The following is a 19,920-nucleotide window of genomic DNA, read 5'->3' as shown; positions in this document are numbered from 1 at the left end:
TTCCCTCTCAAGAAATCAGTTTTTCCAGATCATCGAGGGATAGACGTTTGAGGGCCTCCAGGGATTTAGCCAATTCATCCTGAACGGGCGACATTTCGACGCGCAGAGCCTCGATTCGCGCGCAGAACGCCTTGAGGGTATCGGTTTCGAACAACTCTTTAAGCGGCACCTTGTCGCCCAGACGCTCCTTGATCCGGGTCACCACCAGCGTGGCCAGCAACGAATGCCCGCCGAGCTGGAAGAAGTTGTCCGCGAGGCCCACCTGCTCGACCTCCAGCACCTCCTGCCAGATCGTCGCCACCTCCCACTGCAAATCGCTTTGCGGCGCCTGATAGTGCTGCTGCGTCGGGCCGTCGCCCAAGGCCATCAGCGCCTTGCGATCGAGCTTGCCGTTGGGAGTCAGCGGAATGGCGTCGATCAGGTGCAAGTGGCCTGGCACCATGTGCGCCGGCAAGCGACTGGCCAGTGCATTGCGCAAGTGTTCCGCCAACACCGGTTGATCGACCACTGCCTGCGCCGCCACCACATAGGCGTGCAGGTGTTTGCCGGCGGCTCCGTCCTGAGCGAGCACCACCGCTTCACGGATGTCGTCCTGCTCCAGCAGTCGCGCTTCGATTTCGCTGAGTTCGATACGGAAGCCGCGAATCTTCACCTGATGGTCGGCCCGGCCGATGTACTCGATGTTGTCATCGCTGCCCTGGCGTACCAGATCGCCGGTGCGATACAGGCGTTCGCCGTTGCTGGCGTACGGGTTCGGCACAAAGCGCTCGGCGGTCAGTGCCGCACGCATCAGATAACCCCGGGTGACACCGGCACCGCCCAGGTACAACTCGGCGGGCACGCCACTCGGCAGTACTTGCAACTGGCTGTCGAGCAGATAGGCCACGGTGTTCGGCAACGGCCGGCCGATGTTCGCCTGCCCCTGCGGGGTGCGCAGGGTGAAGGTCGAATAGGTGGTGTCTTCCGACGGCCCGTAGAGGTCGTAGACCTGTTGCACCGACGTGCTCGCGTACAACGTGTCGACCAGGCTCTGTTTGAGCGGTTCACCGGCCAGATTGATGGTCGCCACCGAATGTGGAATCTGCCCGGCCCGTTGCAGCGCGGCAATCGCCGACGGCACCGTGTTGATCAGGGTGACCTGTTCGCGGGCCGGCAAATCGGCCAGCACCAGCGCATTGTCCGCCAACACCAGGCAACCCCCGCAAGCCAGAGTGACGAAAATCTCCCAGACCGACAGGTCGAAGCAGATCGACGTCGACGCCAGCACGCCACGCAACTGTTCTTCGCGATAGACCCCGGCCGACCACTGAATCAGCGCCGACAGGTTGCCGTGGGTGATGGCTACGCCTTTCGGTTTGCCGGTGGAACCGGAGGTGTAGATGACGTACGCCAGATTCTGCGCAGTGACATTCGCCAGCGGTGCCGTTGTCGGGAACGCGCTCAACGCGCCCTCTTCCACCAACAACACCTGCGCACTCAAGTTTTCAGGCAGCAGCGCCAGTGCGGCCGGTTCGGTGATCAGCACGGCGGCGCGGCTGTCATCGAGCATGTGCAGCAAGCGTTCCTGCGGGTAGTCCGGATCCAGCGGCACATACGCGCCACCGGCCTTGAGAATGGCCAACAACGCCACGAGCATATCTGGCGTGCGTCGCATGCACACGCCGACGCGCACCTCCGGTCCGACACCCAGTGCCTGCAGCTTGTGCGCCAGACGGTTGGCCCGAGTATCGAGGCTTTGGTAATCGATCTGTTGTTCGGCGAACAGCACCGCATGCGCTTGCGGTTGGCGCTGCACTTGCGCGGCGAGGTGTTCCAGCACCGTGCGCGCGTCCGTTGCCGTGAGGTCAGCCTTGCCCCAAGCGATGGCTTGTTGACGCTGCGGTTCTGCAAGCAATTGCAAATCGCCCAGCGGCAGAGAAGCATCGGCGAGGAACTGCGTCAGCAGGCTCTCCAGTTGCGCGCTCAAACCGCTGATTGCGGCCGCATCGAAACTGGCCCGGTCGTAACTGATCCCCAGGCTCAGCTCACGCCCGGTGACCGCCACCAGCGTCAACGGGTAGTTGGTCTGTTCCTGACGACGAATCGCCGAGAACTTCAGACCGGTGGCCGGGCCTTGTTGCAGCGCTTCGGCCATCGGGTAGTTTTCGAACACCAGAATGCTGTCGAACAACGCGCCGTTACCGGCACCGGCCCAACGCTGAATGTCGTAGAGCGGCGTGTGCTCGTGTTCACGCAGTGCCAGATTGACGTCCTGCACCTGTTGCAGCCACTGGCTGACGACGATCTCGGCGGACGGCGCCGCGACCACCGGCAAGGTGTTGATGAACAGACCGATCTGCTGCTCGACGCCCGGCAAATCCGTCGGACGCCCGGCAACCGTGGCGCCGAAGGCCACATGGTCCTGCCCGGTATAACGCTGCAACAGCACCAGCCACGCCGCTTGCACCAAGGTGTTGAGGGTGACTTTCTGCTCGCGGGCGAAGCGGTTCAAGTCCGCCGTCAAGGTTTCGCTGAATACATGCGCGTGATCGACGTAACCGCTGGCCGCGTGCTGCCCGCCCGACACGGCACTGGCCAGACGCGTCGGCTCATCAAGATCAGCGAGGGCTGTCGTCCAGAAATCGCGGCTGGCCTGCTGATCGCGCTGATCCAGCCATTCGATGTAATCGCGATAGCGCCCCTGCCCGACCGCTGGGGTCAGGCCGGCATAACGCTGCAGCACTTCGCCGAACAACTGCGAGGTGCTCCAGCCGTCCATGAGGATGTGATGGCAGGTGTAAATCAGGTGATGCGTGGCCTCGTCCGTGCGCACCAGCGTCACCCGCAACAGCGGCGCGCCAGTCAGGTCGAAACCGTTGGCCAAATCCTCGCTGGCCAGTTGCTCCAGCGCCGTGCCGAGGTCAGCACGACCGCGCCAGTCCTGCACGCGCCATGGCATCTGCGCACTTTGACGCACCACTTGTACTGCGGCGCCAGCGTCTTGTGGCCAGACAAATGCGGTGCGCAGGATCTCGTGGGCATCAACGGTTTGCTGCCAGGCTAGACGGAAGCGCTCGGCGTCGAGTTGTTGCACATCCACACGCAATTGATTGGTGTACGCCGGGCTGTCCGGATCGTTGACGCTGTGGAACAGAATGCCCTGCTGCATCGGCGACAGCGGATAGAGGTCGACGATGTCGCGGGCCGGGATCGGCAGCGCCGACAGTTGTGCCTGGGTCAGCGTTGCCAGACTGAAGTCCGACGGCGTCACAGCCGCCTCGCCACTGTCGCAGCAATGTTCGATCAAACGCTCCAGCTCGCGCCGGTAGGCTTCGGCCAGCGCCGCGACGGTTTCTGCGCGATACATGCCGCTGCCGAAGGTCCAGGTCAATTCCAGCTCACCGCCGTAGACCTGACCGTCAACGCTCAGCCAGTTACCCAGCGGCGCTGCCGCGTCCTGATTAGCGCCGGTGCTTTCGCCGCTTGGCACGAACAGCGCACCCGCGTCGGCGTTGAACGCGCCGTCGAACTGGCCGAGGTAGTTGAAGGTCACGCGCGGCTGCGGCAATCCCTGCAACTCGGCGGATTGGCTCAAGTAACGCAGCACGCCAAACCCGATGCCTTTGCCCGGCACCGCCCGCAACTGTTCCTTGATCGCGCACAGCGACGCACCCGGCGTCGATTCAGGGGTCAGGCACACCGGAAACAAGCTGCTGAACCAGCCCACGGTGCGGCTCAGGTCGATGTCGTCGAACAAGTCTTCACGACCATGACCTTCGAGCTGAATCAGTACCGAAGGCTGTTCGCTCCAGTCACACAACACCCGCGCCAGGGCCGTCAGCAACAGATCATTGATCTGCGTGCGATACGCCGCTGGCGCCACTTTTAGCAGTTTGTGCGTCAGCGTCTGACTCAAGCGCGTGCTGGCCCGGGCCGCTTGTGCGCGGGTCTGGGTGTCCTGCGGGAAATCCCGTGGCAGTTGCGCGTCGCCCGCCGCCAGGGTTTGCCGCCAGTAGGCGCTCTCAGCAGCCAGCGCCTCACTCTGCGCGTAACGCTGCAGATGTTCGGCCCAGCTGTGCAGCGAGCTGCTTTTGCCCGGCAAGACCAGCGGCGTGCCCGCCGCCAAAGCGGCGTAAGCGAGCTGCAGATCCTCCAGCAGAATGCGCCACGACACGCCATCCACCACCAGGTGATGAATCACCAGCAACAGGCGTTGCTCAGCGTTCGGCAGGTTCACCAGCACCGCCCGCACCAAGTGACCTTGTTGCAGATCGAGACTGCGCTGGGCGTCGTCGGCGAGTGCCGGCAACGCGTCCACGCTGCTCAGTTCGCGCACCCACAACACCTGCGGATCACGCTGGGTCTGCGGCATCGCCTGCCAGACGTCGCCGGATGCCTGGAAATTCAGCGTCAATGCGTCGTGCTGTTCGATCAGCGCGGCCAGCGCCGTGCGCAGATGCGCGGCGTCGAGCGGCGTGGTCGGCTGCAACATCACCGACTGGTTCCAGTGCTGACGCTGGGCAATCGGGGTTGCGAAGAACCGCGCCTGAATCGGCAACAATGGCAACGGCCCGCGAGCAGCAGGTGCCGCAGCCGTGACGGGCTTGGCTTCGATCAGTTTAGCCACGGCGGCCAGTTGGCCGATGGTCTGTTTTTCGAACAATTGCTTAGGGCTCAGCTTGATGCCCTGGCGTTTGGCCCGGGCAATGATCTGCAAGCTGAGGATCGAATCACCACCCAGTTCGAAGAAGTTGTCGCTGCTGCCCACGCGTTCAAGCTTGAGCACATCGGCCCAGATCGCCGCGAGTTTCTCTTCAACTTCACCTTGCGGCGCGACGAAGTGCTGAGTGACCACGCCCGGCACCGGCAAAGCACGCTTGTCGAGCTTGCCGTTGGCCGTCAGCGGCAATGTTTCCAGCAGCACAATCTGCGCCGGCACCATGTAATCCGGCAGGCACGCCTGCAATTGCTCGCGCAGCGCCTGCGCCTGCAAGGTCAGCCCCGCCGCCGGCACACACCACGCGACCAGTTGCAGACGCGTCGGGTCGTCATCCAGTGACAGCGCCAGCACCGCCGCTTCACTGACACCGTCCAGGCCCAGCAACACCCGCGCGACTTCCGCCGGCTCCACGCGATAACCGCGCACCTTGACCTGATCGTCGGCGCGGCCGATGAATTCCACCGTTTGCTGACGATTGCGGCGTACCCGGTCACCACTGCGGTACACCCGCGCACCCGGCGCGCCAAACGGATCGGGCAGGAAGCGCTCGGCCGTCAGCCCCGGCTGATTCAGGTAGCCCAGCGCCACGCTGTCACCACCGATATACAACTCGCCAGCCACCTGATCGGCGACGTTGTTCAGCACATCGTCGAGCACGTAAACGTGAGCGCCGGCCAGTGTGCTACCGACCGGTACGCTGCGCGTCAGGCTCAGATCACCGACTTCATGGGCCAGCACGCCCACCGTGGTTTCGCTCGGCCCGTAGTGGTTGATGAGGCGGCAGCCCGGTTTGAGCTGGCGCACGCGCTCGACCAGCGCCGGCGAGCACGCTTCACCGCCGACAATCAACGCGTGTTCCGGCAGCACGTCGGCAGCCCGCGCGGCCTGCAACAACGCGGCCAGATGGCCCGGGACGATTTTCAGCATGCCCACTTGATGCGTGGCCATGTACTCGGCAAAGCGGTCCGGATCGAAGCCCAATTCTTCCGGCAAGACATGCAACAGGCGCCCGGAACACAGCGCACCGAAGAGCACGGTAAAGCCCAGATCCGCAGCAATGGTCGAGACCAGCGCCATGCTGCTGTCCGCCGTCGGCGCCATCCGTTCCAGCACACCGCGCACATAACTGCCCAGCGCACCGTGGCTGACCAGTACGCCTTTCGGTTGCCCGGTGGAACCGGAGGTGTGAATCACGTACGCCGGTGATTGCGCGCACAGCGTCACGGCTGGGCAAGTGTCCGGCATTGACTGCCACTGCTGCGCTGCAAAGGCGATGCCCTGACAGCCATCGACCGCCAGCGCGGAGACTCGCGCATCGCCTTCGGCGCACAACAGCAGCCGTGCTTTCGCAGCGCCAAGCATCTGCTGCAGGCGTGCGTCCGGCGCCTTGACGTCCAGCGGCATGTACACCGCGCCCGCCTTGAAGATCGCCAGCACAGAAGTCAGCCAGTCCAGCGAACGCTCCATCAGCACTGCCACCGGCTGGCCGTCGCGCACGCCTTGGGCGCGCAAATGATGGGCCAGTCGATTGGCCGCCTGATCCAGCGCCTGAAAACTCAAGGCCTGATTCAAGTCGCGCGCGGCCAATGCTTCGGGCTGGCGCGCGACTTCACGATCCCAGTGCTGCAACACCATCAACGCCGGTTCGGCGGGTGCCGGGAGCGGTGCTGGCAAGATCAACGCAACACTGTGCAACGGTGCCTGCGGCGCTTTCAGCAATTCGCTGAACAGACCGAGCAAGGCCGGCACGAAAGCTTCGACGGTCTGCGGGCGATAGAGGTCGCTGGCATAGGTCATCTGACCGTGAATCAGCGTGCCGTCATCGGTGATGTCCAGCGCCAGATCGAAGTGGGTGCCGTCCTTGTCCAGCGGATACTCGGCGACAGTCAGCCCTGGCAGAGCCATCGCGCGCTGTTTCTGCATGCCGACGTTCTGGTTGAACTTGGCCTGGAACAGCGGGTTGTGGCCGAGGGTGCGTTCAGCCACCAATTCGTCCACCAGTTGCTCGAACGGCAACTCCTGATGCGCCTGCGCGCCGAACGAAGCTTCACGCACCCGCGCCAGCAAATCCTCGAAACTGCCGCGCTCATCCACCTCGCAACGCAGCACTTGGGTGTTGACGAAAAAGCCGATCAGCCCTTCGACTTCAGCACGGCCACGGTTGGCATTCGGCACGCCGACACGAATGTCGCGCTGCCCGGCCTGCCGCGACAGAAACAGCGAGAACCCGGCCAGCACCAGCATGAACAGACTGATGCCTTGGCTACGGGCGAAGGCGTTGAGTTGCAGGGATAGCGGCGCACCGAAATCAAAACTCAGGGTCTGGCCTTCGAAGCTTTGCGTCAGTGGCCGGGCAAAGTCCGGCGCCACTTCCAGCAGCGGATGTTCTTCACCCAGTTGCTGGCGCCAGTAATCGAGTTGACGCTCGCCCTCGCCGGCTTCCAGCCAGCGGCGCTGCCAGATCGCATAGTCGGCGTATTGCAGCGCCAGCGCCGGCAATTGCGGTTCGCGTTCGAGGCTGAACGCCTGATAGCACTGGACGAATTCCTTGACCATCACGTCCATCGACCAGCCGTCAGAGACGATGTGGTGCATGCTCACCACCAGCACGAATTCCTCGTCGGCCAGGGCAAACAGACTGGCGCGCAGCAGCGGCCCGTGGCGCAAATCGAAAGGCCTTGCAGTGACGGTCTGCACCTGTTGCGCCAACGCTTGCTCGCGTTCTGCTGCCGGCAGGCGGGTCAGGTCGATACGCTCCACGGCCAGCGGTTGCTGTTCAAGGATCACCTGATGCGGCTGATCACCGTCAGTCTGGAACACCGTGCGCAGGACCTCATGGCGCGCCACCAGATGATCGAAGGAGCGCTGCAGCGCCGCTTCGTCCAGACGCCCGTTCAGGCGCAGGCCGGCGGCCATGTTGTAAGCGGCGCTTTGCGGTTCGAGTTGCCAGAGAAACAACAGACGCTGCTGAGCGAACGACAATGGAATCGGCGCGACATCGTGACGGCTGACCGGCAGCGGCAACAGGCTGAAGTCCTTGCCGTCTGCGCGCAGCTTGGCCAGAAACAGCCGGCGCTGTTCCAGCGGCAAGCCGACGAACCTCTTCGCGATACGTTCCGCCATGGTGCCGCTCATACTTCTTCTCCTTCCAAAGCATTCATGAACTGATCCATGTCGGACCAGTCGTCGTTCGTTGCGCCATCAGCCAGTTGCGCCAGCACGGCGGCCAGATCAGCCAGCACAGGTTTCTCGAACAGGCTGCGCAGCGGCAGCACCACGCCCTGCTGGCTTTTCACCCGGGCGATCACTTGCGCGGCCAACAGCGAGTGGCCGCCCAGTTCAAAAAAGTGATCGTCCAGACCCACCCGCGAAACTTGCAGGACATCCGCCCAGATCTGCGCCAGACAAAGCTCGGCGTCCGATTGCGGGGCGCGATAATCGCCCTGCAACTGCGCCGAATCCGGCGCTGGCAAGGCCTTGCGATCGAGCTTGCCGCTCGGTGTCAGCGGCAGGTTCGCCAGCAACAGCAAGTGGCCCGGCACCATGTAGTCCGGCAGATTGGCTTGCAGGGCAGCGCGAATTTGCTGACGGAACGCCGCTTGCGTCGCGGCGTTTTCGAGCGAGGCGTGATCGGCGACTACGTAGGCCACCAGTTGCTGGCCGCCGCTGAGCGGCACCGCCAGCACCACGGCTTCGCGAACGCCAGAGCATTGCTGCAGGCGCGATTCGATTTCGCCCAACTCGATGCGGAAACCGCGAATCTTCACTTGATGATCGGCCCGACCGATGTACTCCACGGCTCCGTCAGGTCGCAAGCGCGCGCGGTCACCGGTGCGATACAGGCGCTGGCCATCGGCAAACGGGTCGGCGATAAAACGCTCGGCGCTGAGCATCGGCTGGCGGTGATAACCCCGCGCCAGGCCCGGACCACCGATGTACAACTCACCCACCGCGCCTTGCGGCAGAAGGTTCAAATCATCGTCCAGCACGTATAAACGGCGCGCGTCGAGACCGTGGCCGATCGGGATGCCGCGCCACGACACGGCGTCTGCCGTCAATGCCGTGCAATCGTGAATGCTCGACACCACCGTGGCCTCGGTCGGCCCGTAGGTATTGAGCAAGTGCACATGGCCCAAACCGGCCTGTTGCCACAAGCGCAAACCGTCCACCGCCATCGCTTCGCCGCCGACGTGAATCTGCCGCAGCGCACCGAAGCCGCTCGGTGGATTAGCGGCAAATTCCTGCACCAGCCAATACCAATAAGCCGCCGGCAAGTCGGCCAAGGTGATGCCGTGATCGACAATCACTTGATGCAACGCCGCGCTGTCCCACAACCGCGCATCGCGCAGGACGACTGCGGCGCCGTGGCACAGCGGCGGGAAAAACTGCTCGACAAAGCCGTCGAAGCTGCTGGTGGCGAACTGCAGAACGCGATCGCCTTCACGCAGGTCGCTGTAATCAATGGCGCGGGCGATGAACTCGCTCAGCGCACCATGACTGACCGCGACGCCTTTCGGGCGCCCGGTGGAACCGGAGGTGTAGATCACATAGGCGAGGTTTTGCGCGGCGACCGTCACCGGCAGATTGTCGGCCCGATCACTCTCGGCCAGTTGCTCCAGGCACAGGCAATCGACGCCATCCAGATCCGGCAGGCTGGCGAGGCTGGCGTGATCGGTCAGCAGCAATTTCAAACCGCTGTCATCTAGCACATGGCGCAAGCGTTCGGCCGGGGTTTGCGGATCCAGCGGCACGTAGGCGCCGCCGGCCTTGAGCACCGCCAGCAACGCCACCGCCAGTTCCAGCGAGCGCCCCAACGCGACACCGACCAGCACATCAGGGCCGACACCGCGAGCGCGCAACTGATGGGCCAGACGATTACTGCGGGTGTTCAACTCGGCATAGCTGAGTGCCGGCGACGGCTCGGTCGCCAGAATCACTGCCAATGCCTGTGGCGTGCGCGCTACTTGCGCTTCGAACAGGGTCTGCACGCTGGCGAACACAGGTTCTGCTTCGGTGGCCTGAATGAGTTGTGCACGTTCCGCCTCCGCCAGCAGTTCGACTTCGCCGACGATTTGCTGCGGATCGCGGCACACGGACGCGAGGATGTTGCGCCAATGCCCGGCCATAGCAGCAATGGTGGTGGCATCAAAAATATCGGTGGCGTAGGTGAACGCCGCGAACAACTGCTCGCCCTCCTCGCGGGTGTCGAGCATCAGGTCGCTGGTGGCGGCATGTTGGCGACCGCTGCCGGCCAATTGCTCCTCAGTCAAATAGCCCACCTGCAAACCGGACTCAAGTTGCACATCGTGCAAGTCGGTCACCAGCGGCTGGTGGCTGAACATCACCTGGAACAACGGGTTGTGGCTTTGGCTGCGCGCCGGTTGTAAGGCTTCGATCAAGGCATCGAACGGCAGATCCTGATGAACCTGGGCGCCGAGCGCAGCCTGACGCAGGCTTTGCAACAGATCGGCAAAACGGGTTTGTGCGGTGACTTCACTGCGCAGGATCTGCGTGTTGACGAAGAAGCCGATCAGCCCTTCGGTTTCGCTGCGCGTACGGTTGGCAATCAACCCGCCGACGCGGATGTCGGTCTGGCCGCTGTAGCGATGCAACAACGTTTTGAACGCCGCCAACAGCACCACGAACAGCGTCACGCCCTGACGTTGCGCGAGGCTTTTCAGCTCTTGGCGCAGCGCTGCGTCGATCACCGCTTCCAGACGCGCGCCCTGATGACTGGATTGCGCCGGATAGGCACGATCGGTCGGCAGCTCAAGCAGCGGATGCTCGTCGCCCAATTGCGTGCGCCAGTAATCCAGCTGACGTTCGCGCTCACCGGCCTCCAGCCAACTGCGTTGCCACAGGGCGAAATCGCGGTAGTGCACGGTAAGTGCCGGCAATGACGGCTCGCGCCCCGCCACCAGAGCATCGTAAGTGCGCATGAATTCATCGATGAGAATATTCATCGACCAGCCATCGGCGATGATGTGGTGCAAGGTCAGCAGCAACACATGCTCCTGCTCGGCCAGACGCAACAGGCGCAGGCTGAGCAGCGGACCGTTCTCGAGATCGAAGGCCTGAGCGGCCTCAGCCATCATGTGCTGTTGCGCCAGTGGCCAGCGCCGGGTCTCGGGCAGCGCACTCAGATCAGTGATCGGCAGTTTCAACGGCTGCGGTTCGGCGACACGCTGAAACGCGCGCTCACCCTCCTGACCAAAGGTGGTGCGCAAGCACTCGTGCCGCGCCGCCAGTAGACTGAACGCCTGCTCCAGCGCCTGCGCTTGCAGGTCGCCCGTCAGGCGCACCGCCATCGGCAAGTTGTAAGCGGCACTGTGCGGGTCCAGTTGCCAAAGAAACCACATCCGCTGCTGGGCGTACGAAAGCCCGTCGCGCTCGGCGATTCCGTCACAGGCAGTCATGGGAAGCTGCGCAAAATCGATGCCCTCACGGGCCATGCCGGCGAGGAACAAACGGCGTTTGTCCTGTGGCAGTTCGATAAAACGACGGGCTAGTTTCTGGGCGTCTGCGGCATTCATGCATGGGGTCCTTGCTGATCGGCGGCGTGACCAGGAGACCCGGTCGTATCAACAAGAACGAATGACAAACGCGATGATTTAGCGCGCTGGCGCAACAGCGGCCCGACGGTAGGCACACAAACGCCGAAGCCGGTACGAGACCGGCTTCGGCTGCTTTACCACCAGGCGTGGGGATTGCTCAGAGCGGCCCCTGTGAATGCCCTTCAGCCATGGCGACAATCACTTTGCGCGGCCCCTCGAATGGCGAACGCGCGTGCGCCGAGAGCATGTTGTCGAGCATCAGCACATCGCCCTCCTGCCAAGGAAAACTGATCGCGCACTCATCGAGCACCGCGCGAATCTGCGCCAGCACCTCGTCTTCAATCGCCGAACCATCGCCGTAATAGACGTTACGCGGCAAGTCCTCTTCGTCGACGATATCGAGCAGGCTTTCGCGCACTTCCGCTTGCAGGTTGGAAATGTGGAACAGGTGCGCCTGATTGAACCAGACGTTGTCGCCGGTCACCGGATGCACCGCCACCGCCTGACAAGTCTGGCGGGTGCGCAATTCACCGTCGTCCTTCCATTCGCAGACAATGCCGTGAGCCTTGCAGTAGGCCTCGACGACCTCGCGATCGTCGGTGTTGAACACGTCTTCCCAAGCCACATCCAAGCCGTTGCCGAAGTTGCGCACATACATCAGCCCTTTGCTGACGAAGCGCTCGCGAATTGCCAACGGAATGCGCCGATAAACTTCACGGCTGTCGGCAATCGGCGTCTCGCCGCCGGACTTGGCGGCGATCATGCTGTAGAACCAGATCTTCATCGGCCAGTCGCGGGAATAAGCCTGCTCGTTGTGCAGCGGAATGCTCTGGTGCGCCGGGTATTCGGTCGAGGTGTACACGCCCTGCGTCACGTTGGTGCGCGGCGTCGAGCCGAATTCATAGTTCAACAACGGATGGCCAAAACTGGCCGCAAACTGCCGGAACTGTTCGGCACCGTTCAGACGGAAGCCGCGAAACAGCAGCCCGCCGTCGCGCAGCAGATGCTCGTCCACCAGTTCTTTCAATTCATCGAACACCGCCAACAAGTCAGTGTCCGCATCGGTCGCTTCCACCAACAACGGCAAGCGCCCCCGTTGCGGCAGCAGTGGCCGAACGGAAAATCCCACAGCAACAGCCATGACTGGCCTCCTGTAATCACTCGATAGGTGAACCGCGCGCTAAAACGCCGGTGCCGTAGCCTGCGCATGACGGCGGTGATGGACTTCCAGATGGGTCTTGATCGTGCGGATGACCCGGGCTTCGTGTTCATGAATGAAGAAATGCCCACCGGTCATCATGTCCACGGAAAAACTGCCCAGGGTTTCCTTGCTCCAGCCGATCAGTTGCTCGGTGGTCGCGCGGTCTTCCTTGCCGCCCAGCACGTGCACCGGGCAATTGAGCAACGGCCGCTGCGCCGGCGTGAAACGCCCGCACATCATGAAGTCGGCGCGCAGCACCGGCAGGGTCAGGCTCATCAGTTCTTTGTTGGCCAGCACTTCTTCGCTGGTGCCCTGAAAAGTGCGCAGTTGATCGATCAATTCCTCATCGCTGCGCGCTTCGGCAAAGCCGCGATCGTAGTCACTGCGCATCGTCGGCGCAGCAGTACCGGAAGCGAACAACGCCACCGGTTCCGGTACTCCGAGTTCGCGAAAGGCATGCGCCATCTCGCACGCCAGCAGCGCGCCGAGGCTATGCCCGAACAGTGCGTAAGGCGCCTGCAAGCCAGCCTTGTGCTCGCGGGCCAGTTGCCGGGCCAACGCACGCATGTCGATCTGCAGGGGTTCGTCGAAACGGGCACCGCGCCCGGGCAATTCCACCGGTTGCAAGTGCAGCCACGACGGCAGTTGGCGCCGCCAGCGGCTGTAGACCATGGCGCTGGCGCCCGAATAGGGCAGGCACAGCAGTGTCAGCTTTGTCACCGCGTTTACCTCAATAGGGTTATCTGTAAAAGAGAACGGATGAGATAGCGCGGGAATTAGTCGGTTAGCCGATCACTTCAAATGACGGAAACTCTGCACCGCCGATGCGAGGACTACCGCCCCGGCAGCAATCGCCAGCCAGAAGCCGCTGCGCGCGCCGAAGGCATCGACCAGCGCACCTGCGCCGGCGGCGCCCACCGCCACGCCGATACTCAAACCGGTCACCAGCCAGGTCAGGCCTTCAGTGAGCTTGGCCGGCGGCACAATGCGCTCGATCAACGCCATCGCCACAATCAGCGTCGGTGAGAAGAACAGCACGGCGACGAATACCGCCACCGACAATCCAACAATATTGCTCGCCAGCAACAGCGGCAATGTCGTCACCGCCGTCGCCACTCCACCGTACAAAAACAGCTGCGGCAACGGCAGCTTCGAGCGCATCGCACCGAACGCGATACCGGACAGGAAAGAACCGATTCCGTACACCGACAACACGATGCTCGCTGCCGCCGGCTGCCCCTGTTGCTGGGCGAACGCGACGCTGACCACATCGATCACGCCGACGATGACGCCCATGGCGGTCATCAACAACAGCAGCCACTGCATGTCCGTGGAGCGAATGATCGAGCCTTGATGGTGTGGCTCATGCGGATGCACCGAGGGCTCGGTACTGCGCTGGGCGACAAACGCGGTGACGCCGACCGCCAGCATCAACAGTCCCGCCAGTGGTCCGGCCTCGGGAAACAGCGTCACGCACAGCCCCACCGACAGCGGCGCACCGACGATAAAGCAGACTTCATCGAGTACTGACTCCAGCGCATAAGCCGTCTGTAACTGCGGTTGGCCGCGATAGATCTCCGTCCAGCGCGCCCGCACCATCGCCGACATGCTCGGCATGCACCCGGCCAGCGCGGCAAAGATAAACAGCGTCCAGTTCGGCGCCTGCAACCGCGTGCACAGCAGCAACATCAGCAGTGCCCCGCCGCCGATCAATGCCGATACCGGCAGAATGCGTCGCTGCCCATAACGGTCAACCAGACGCGATACCTGCGGCGCGCAAAACGCTGTGGCCAGGGCAAAGGTTGCCGCCACCGCGCCGGCCAGCGCATACCCGCCCTTCAACTGCGACAGCATGGTGATCACGCCGATACCGGTCATGGAGATCGGCATGCGCGCGATCATTCCGGCCAGGACAAAATTCCGTGCGCCGGGGGCGTTGAACAATTCGCGGTAGGGGTTTGCCATGGACTGCAGCCTCATCAAGGGCCGCCAAGTTGCCATAGGGTCGGGTGGCGTGGAAGCGCGGAATTGTTGGTGGAATGTGAAGCCCCCATCGCGAGCAGGCTCACTCCCACAGGAGGATTTGTGTACGACGCCGATCCAGTGTGGGAGCGAGCCTGCTCGCGAAAGCGTCGGCGAAATCACCACAGCCCTTTCTGCCGAATGAACTCTCACTATTGGCAACCGGTCAGCTATGTAGGCCCTCACTCAAGGCGCGATTTTGCATGCATATTTCCCTCGCCCGACAAACAGCCCTGATCACCGGCGCCAGCTCCGGCATCGGCCACGCGTGCGCCAAAGCCCTGGCCGCTGCCGGCGCGGCAGTGGTCATCAACTACAACCGTCAGGCAGAACCTGCCGAAGCACTGGCCCGGCAAATCATTGCTGACGGTGGGCAGGCCATCGCCATTCGCGCTGATGTCTCCAAGGAAGACGAGGTTGAGCGTCTGTTCTCGGCGGCCATCGATGCCTTCGGTTCGCTGGATATTCTGCTGGCCAACTCGGGTATGCAAAAAGATGCCGCCGCTGTGGACATGACCCTCGACGACTGGAACGCGGTGATCGGCGTCAACCTCACCGGGCAGTTCCTCTGCGCCCGCGCTGCCCTGCGGATTTTCAATCGCCAGGGCGTTCGTGAAGGCGTGTCCCGCGCGGCCGGCAAGATCATCCACATGAGTTCGGTGCACCAGCGCATTCCCTGGGCCGGGCACGTCAATTACGCCGCGTCCAAGGGTGGTGTCGATCAGCTGATGCAGACCCTTGCACAGGAAGTCAGCCACCAACGCATTCGCATCAACGGCATCGCGCCGGGGGCGATTCGCACGGCGATCAATAAAGATGCCACCGAAGGCGCTGCCGGCGAAAAGCTGCTTGATCTGATTCCCTACGGGCGCATCGGCGACGCGCAAGACGTCGCCAACGCCGTGGTCTTTCTCGCCTCGGATGCCGCCGATTACATCGTTGGCACCACCCTGTTCATCGACGGCGGCATGAGCCTCTATCCGGAGTTTCGCGGCAATGGCTGAGCATCACCTGGAACGACAAAGCCCAATCGACGCCCACGGCATCATCGGCGACATGCGCAGCGCGGCACTGATCAACGACCGTGGCAGTGTGGATTTTTTCTGCTGGCCGGAGTTCGACAGTCCGTCGATTTTCTGTTCGTTGCTGGACACCCCGGACGCGGGGATTTTCCAGTTGGCGCCGGACTTGCCCGACGCCCGCCGCGAACAGATTTACCTGCCCGACACTAACGTTCTGCAAACCCGCTGGCTGAGTGAACGCGCCGTGGTCGAAGTCACCGATCTGCTGCCAGTGGCGGACAACGCCGATGACCTGCCGCTGTTGATGCGTCGGGTGCGCGTGGTCAGCGGCGAAGCGACTTTCACCATGCGCTGCGCCGTGCGCCACGATTACGCCCGAGCCGACACCCGAGCTCAGATGGATCAACAAGACGTGACATTTAGCGCTTCCGGCCAACCGTCACTGCGCCTGGCTTCGGACCAGCCGATGCAGATCGACGCGCAAGCGGCGGTGGCACAATTCACGCTCAAGCAAAATGAAACGGCGGCGTTCATGCTCGGGGCGACCGATGATCCACGATTCGCCGAAGGCGCCGGACACTTGTGCATGGAACGCACATTGAAGTTCTGGCGCGACTGGATCGGTCAGTCGATTTACCGCGGGCGCTGGCGGGAAATGGTCAACCGCTCGGCCCTCGCGTTGAAGCTGCTGACCTCACGCAAACACGGCGCCATTCTCGCCGCCGCCACTTTCGGTCTACCGGAAACGCCGGGCGGCGAACGTAACTGGGACTACCGCTACACATGGATCCGCGATGCCTCGTTCACGGTGTACGCGTTCATGCGCCTGGGCTTTGTCGGCGAGGCCAACGCCTATATGGGCTGGCTGCGCGGACGGGTCAGCGACTGCTGCGGCAAGCCGGTGAAGTTGAACATTCTGTACGCCATCGATGGTCGTCAGGAATTGCCGGAAACCGAGCTGTCGCACCTGTCCGGTCACGGCGGTGCGCAACCGGTGCGCATCGGCAACGGCGCTTACGATCAGATTCAGCTGGATATCTTCGGCGAGCTGATGGATGCGGTGTATCTGGTCAACAAATACGGCGACGCAATTTCCCACGAGGGCTGGAAACATGTGCGCGAAGTGGTCGATCAAGTCTGTGAAACGTGGCAGACCGCCGATGTCGGCATTTGGGAAATGCGCGGTGAGCAGCATCACTTCCTGCACTCGCGGCTGATGTGCTGGGTAGCGCTGGACCGGGCGATTCGCCTGGCCTCGAAACGCTCGCTACCGGCACCGTTTGCGCAATGGGACTCGACCCGGCAGGCGATCTACGCCGACATCTGGGACAACTTCTGGAATGAGGAGCGCGGGCATTTCGTCCAGTACAAGGGCGGCACCGCGCTGGATGGCTCGATGTTGTTGATGCCGTTGGTGCGTTTCGTCAGCGCCAAGGATCCGCGCTGGCTGTCGACCCTTGCGGCCATCGAAAAGACCTTGGTGCGCGACGGCATGGTGTATCGCTATCGCAATGACGACAGCAATATCGATGGCCTGGCCGGCACTGAAGGCGCCTTTGCCGCGTGTTCGTTCTGGTATGTCGAATGCCTGGCTCGTGCGGGGCAGGTTGAAAAAGCCCATCTGGAGTTTGAGCAATTGCTGCGCTATGCCAATCCGCTGGGTCTCTACGCCGAAGAGTTCGACGCCCATGGCCGGCACTTGGGTAATACCCCGCAAGCCTTGACGCATCTGGCGTTGATCAGTGCGGCGAGTTTTCTCGATCGCAAGTTGAGTGGGGAAAAGAGTTACTGGCAGCCGTAATTGTCACCAAAGGCTGTAGGAAATAGTCCGCATCAACAGCCAATTGTAGGACTGACACCTACGCAAAAGCAGGCTCACTCCCACCCCCTATGGCGAGGGAGCTTGCTCCCGCCGGGTCGCGAAGCGGCCCTGAAACCTGCCTCCCCAATCCCACTGAAGCACCGGGTTGCCTGACTTTGCGCCTGCTGCACAGCCGAGCGGGAGCAAGCTCCCTCAGCACAGTTTTCAACTGCCGTAAGACTACAAATGGTCAACATCCCCTGAACCGTGCCTGCCCTGCAACTCGCAGTCACACCCGGAAATACCCTGTTGCCAGCTGTTACATCCACCCCTACCATCCACCGCAACGGGCACAGCGGAGCTGTCCAATAAAACCCGAATTCAAGGAACCAGAATGTCCCAGCACGTCCAGCGCACCATCGACACGCCGCTTCGCAGCGGCCTGACCCGCACCCAACTCTGGGAAGCCGCGGACAAAGGCCTGATCAAGTGCTGGGAAATCGGCCGCCAGCGCGCCACCCGCTTCCCCGACCTCGCGCAAAAATGTCTCGCCGGCGAACTGCCCGTGCTCGGCTGGAAAGGTGGCGTGAGCCGCAGCCTGAAGAAAAACGAGAAATATGGCTCGCTGAAGTATCTGGCGCAGTGGCAAGGCTTGCGGGGTGAGGATCTGGATATTGATCTGGGTGAAGAGCGCTCGATGACCTGCTCGCGAACGAAGATGCGGGTGACGTTTACCCCGGATCGGACGAAGTATTTTAATCAGGTGGCGGAAGCTGAGGCTTGATTCAAGGCATCACTGAATCTGCTCCAGCCTTGACCGAAAACCGCTCCCGATAAGCCTGCGGAGTTACCCCCATGGCCCGCAGGAAGCTGCGCCGCAACGTCTCTTCACTGCCAAAACCGCAATTGGCGGCGATGCGTTTGACCGGCAAACCGGTGTCACTGAGCAAGCGCCGGGCGGTTTCGACGCGAATCAATTCGATCGCCCGCGCCGGGGTCTGGCCGGTGTCGGCGCGGTAGTGGCGGACGAAACTGCGTTCGCTCATCCCGGCTTGTTCTGCGAGGGTCGGGATGCCAAGGTCGCAGGTGAGGTTTTCGGCGATCCACGCGTGCAGTTCATCAAAGCGATTGCCCTGATTCTGCAAGGATAAGGTCACGCTGAATTGCGATTGCCCGCCCGGACGTTTCAGAAACACCACGAGGTGCCGGGCGACGTCCAGGGCGATGTCGCTTCCCAGATCCTCCTCGACCATCGCCAATGCCAGATCGATACCGGCAGTGACTCCCGCCGACGTCCAGACCGGGCCGTCATTGATGAAAATCGGATTGGCCTCGACGTGCAAATTCGGATGTTGCTGCGCCAGTTGTTCGCATCGCGTCCAGTGGGTAACCACGCGACGGCCATCGAGCCAGCCGCTCGCCGCCAACAGAAATGCCCCCGTACACACGGAGGCCACGCGTCGACATTTGCCGGCGTGTTCGCGCACCCAATCCACCAACAGCACATCTTCGGCCGCCGGATAAATGCCCCAGCCACCGGCGATGATCAATGTGTCGCTGGGCAGTTGCGGCAACGGCTCGGCCAACACCGCCAACCCCGCCGACGACATCACCGCCCCGCCGCCGCTGGCAATCACGCTCGGCGCATACGGGATCGGCAAGCCGCGCTGACGGGCGATGTCGTTGGCCGAGGCGAACACCTGCAAGGGGCCGGTGACGTCGAGGATCTGCATGTTGGCAAACGCGAGTACGTGGATGGCTTTGGGCATTTGGCGTAATTCGTGGGGTGATTGGCGTATGCGCCAGAACCTACGCGCCTACAGTAAAGCCGTCCAGCCCTTTTCATGGAGTAAGAACGATGACGTTGCAGATCGGTTTTCTGTTGTTTCCGCAGGTTCAGCAACTCGACCTGACCGGGCCGTATGACGTGCTCGCCTCGCTGCCGAACGTGCAGGTGCACTTGATCTGGAAGGATCTGATGCCGGTCACCGCCAGTACCGGACTGCTGCTGAAACCGACCACCACGTTTGAGGATTGCCCGGATCTGGATGTGATCTGTGTACCGGGTGGTGGTGGCGTCGGCGCGCTGATGGAAGATGAGCTGACACTGGCTTTCATCAAGCGTCAGGCTGAGCTGGCAAAGTACGTGACATCGGTGTGCACCGGTTCGCTGGTGCTCGGCGCGGCGGGTCTGCTGCAAGGCAAACGGGCGACCACGCATTGGGCGTATCACGATCTGCTGCCGACGCTGGGGGCGATCGCGGTGAAGGATCGGGTGGTGCGTGACGGCAATCTGTTTACCGGCGGCGGGATCACGGCGGGGATTGATTTCGCCTTGGTGCTGGCTGAAGAGTTGGTGGGTGCCGATGCGGCGCAGCTGATCCAGTTGCAATTGGAATATGCCCCGGCGCCGCCGTTCAACGCGGGCAGCCCGGAGACTGCGCCGAGTGAGATTGTCGATGAAGCACGTTTGCGTGCAGCGCCATCGCTGAAGCTGCGCACGGAAATCACCGAGCGTGCGGCGGCGAAACTTAACTTGCGTTGATTCCCAGGCAAACACAAAACCCTGTGGGAGCTGGCTTGCCAGCGATAGCGGTGGACCAGTCGATGAAGATGTCGGC

General features: G+C 62.5%; 10 protein-coding genes. 4 read left to right on the top strand and 6 right to left on the bottom strand.

Features of this window, described 5'->3' with window-relative positions; genetic code table 11:
* Positions 1–7: 7 nt before the first annotated feature.
* From J0G10_RS10610 to J0G10_RS10590, 5 genes are all read right to left on the bottom strand, one after another.
* Positions 8–7,834 (bottom strand): non-ribosomal peptide synthetase, encoded by a 7,827-nt coding sequence (locus tag J0G10_RS10610; protein WP_220558406.1) that lies wholly within the window; start codon positions 7,832–7,834, stop codon positions 8–10.
* The gene (locus J0G10_RS10605; protein ID WP_220558405.1) at positions 7,831–11,232 is read right to left on the bottom strand and encodes a non-ribosomal peptide synthetase; all 3,402 of its coding nucleotides are present in this window, start codon (positions 11,230–11,232) and stop codon (positions 7,831–7,833) included. Before J0G10_RS10605 ends, J0G10_RS10610 begins: the two co-directional genes overlap by 4 nt.
* Before the next feature lie 178 nt (positions 11,233–11,410).
* Positions 11,411–12,394 (bottom strand): TauD/TfdA family dioxygenase, encoded by a 984-nt coding sequence (locus J0G10_RS10600; RefSeq protein ID WP_095047699.1) that lies wholly within the window; start codon positions 12,392–12,394, stop codon positions 11,411–11,413.
* A gap of 39 nt (positions 12,395–12,433) precedes the next feature.
* Entirely contained in the window at positions 12,434–13,174 is a 741-nt protein-coding gene (locus tag J0G10_RS10595) for a thioesterase II family protein (RefSeq protein WP_095047700.1), read from the bottom strand.
* Between the two features lie 72 nt (positions 13,175–13,246).
* Positions 13,247–14,419, bottom strand: coding sequence for an MFS transporter (locus tag J0G10_RS10590; protein WP_220558404.1), 1,173 nt, complete (start codon positions 14,417–14,419; stop codon positions 13,247–13,249).
* 260 nt (positions 14,420–14,679) lie between these two features.
* Here J0G10_RS10590 and J0G10_RS10585 point away from each other — a divergent pair, with 260 nt between their 5' ends.
* From J0G10_RS10585 to J0G10_RS10575, 3 genes are all read left to right on the top strand, one after another.
* Positions 14,680–15,480: a glucose 1-dehydrogenase gene (locus J0G10_RS10585; protein ID WP_093431918.1), complete on the top strand. Its 801-nt coding sequence runs from the start codon at positions 14,680–14,682 to the stop codon at positions 15,478–15,480.
* Complete coding sequence (locus tag J0G10_RS10580) at positions 15,473–17,299, top strand: glycoside hydrolase family 15 protein (protein WP_220558403.1); 1,827 nt, start codon at positions 15,473–15,475, stop codon at positions 17,297–17,299. Before J0G10_RS10585 ends, J0G10_RS10580 begins: the two co-directional genes overlap by 8 nt.
* A 394-nt stretch (positions 17,300–17,693) precedes the next feature.
* Positions 17,694–18,083 (top strand): hypothetical protein, encoded by a 390-nt coding sequence (locus J0G10_RS10575; protein WP_220558402.1) that lies wholly within the window; start codon positions 17,694–17,696, stop codon positions 18,081–18,083.
* Between the two features lies 1 nt (position 18,084).
* Here the strand turns inward: J0G10_RS10575 and J0G10_RS10570 are convergent, their stop codons facing one another.
* Positions 18,085–19,068: a GlxA family transcriptional regulator gene (locus tag J0G10_RS10570; protein ID WP_220558401.1), complete on the bottom strand. Its 984-nt coding sequence runs from the start codon at positions 19,066–19,068 to the stop codon at positions 18,085–18,087.
* Between the two features lie 89 nt (positions 19,069–19,157).
* Here J0G10_RS10570 and inhA point away from each other — a divergent pair, with 89 nt between their 5' ends.
* Positions 19,158–19,844 carry an isonitrile hydratase gene (gene inhA, locus J0G10_RS10565; RefSeq protein ID WP_095047705.1) on the top strand — a complete coding sequence of 229 codons (687 nt, stop codon included), beginning with the start codon at positions 19,158–19,160 and terminating at the stop codon, positions 19,842–19,844.
* Positions 19,845–19,920: the final 76 nt, after the last annotated feature.

This window comes from Pseudomonas germanica (assembly GCF_019614655.1).
Taxonomy (GTDB): Bacteria; Pseudomonadota; Gammaproteobacteria; order Pseudomonadales; family Pseudomonadaceae; genus Aquipseudomonas; species Aquipseudomonas neuropathica.
The sequence above is the reverse complement of the archived record's forward strand: the minus strand, read 5'-3'. Positions and strand labels throughout refer to the sequence as shown.

Coding starts and splice junctions, on each gene's coding strand:
- J0G10_RS10590 (WP_220558404.1), bottom strand. CDS start 14,419: ATGGCAAACCCCTACCGCGAATTGTTCAACGCCCCCGGCGCACGGAAT.
- J0G10_RS10610 (WP_220558406.1), bottom strand. CDS start 7,834: ATGAGCGGCACCATGGCGGAACGTATCGCGAAGAGGTTCGTCGGCTTG.
- J0G10_RS10605 (WP_220558405.1), bottom strand. CDS start 11,232: ATGAATGCCGCAGACGCCCAGAAACTAGCCCGTCGTTTTATCGAACTG.
- J0G10_RS10570 (WP_220558401.1), bottom strand. CDS start 19,068: ATGCCCAAAGCCATCCACGTACTCGCGTTTGCCAACATGCAGATCCTC.
- J0G10_RS10600 (WP_095047699.1), bottom strand. CDS start 12,394: ATGGCTGTTGCTGTGGGATTTTCCGTTCGGCCACTGCTGCCGCAACGG.
- J0G10_RS10580 (WP_220558403.1), top strand. CDS start 15,473: ATGGCTGAGCATCACCTGGAACGACAAAGCCCAATCGACGCCCACGGC.
- J0G10_RS10575 (WP_220558402.1), top strand. CDS start 17,694: ATGTCCCAGCACGTCCAGCGCACCATCGACACGCCGCTTCGCAGCGGC.
- J0G10_RS10585 (WP_093431918.1), top strand. CDS start 14,680: ATGCATATTTCCCTCGCCCGACAAACAGCCCTGATCACCGGCGCCAGC.
- inhA (WP_095047705.1), top strand. CDS start 19,158: ATGACGTTGCAGATCGGTTTTCTGTTGTTTCCGCAGGTTCAGCAACTC.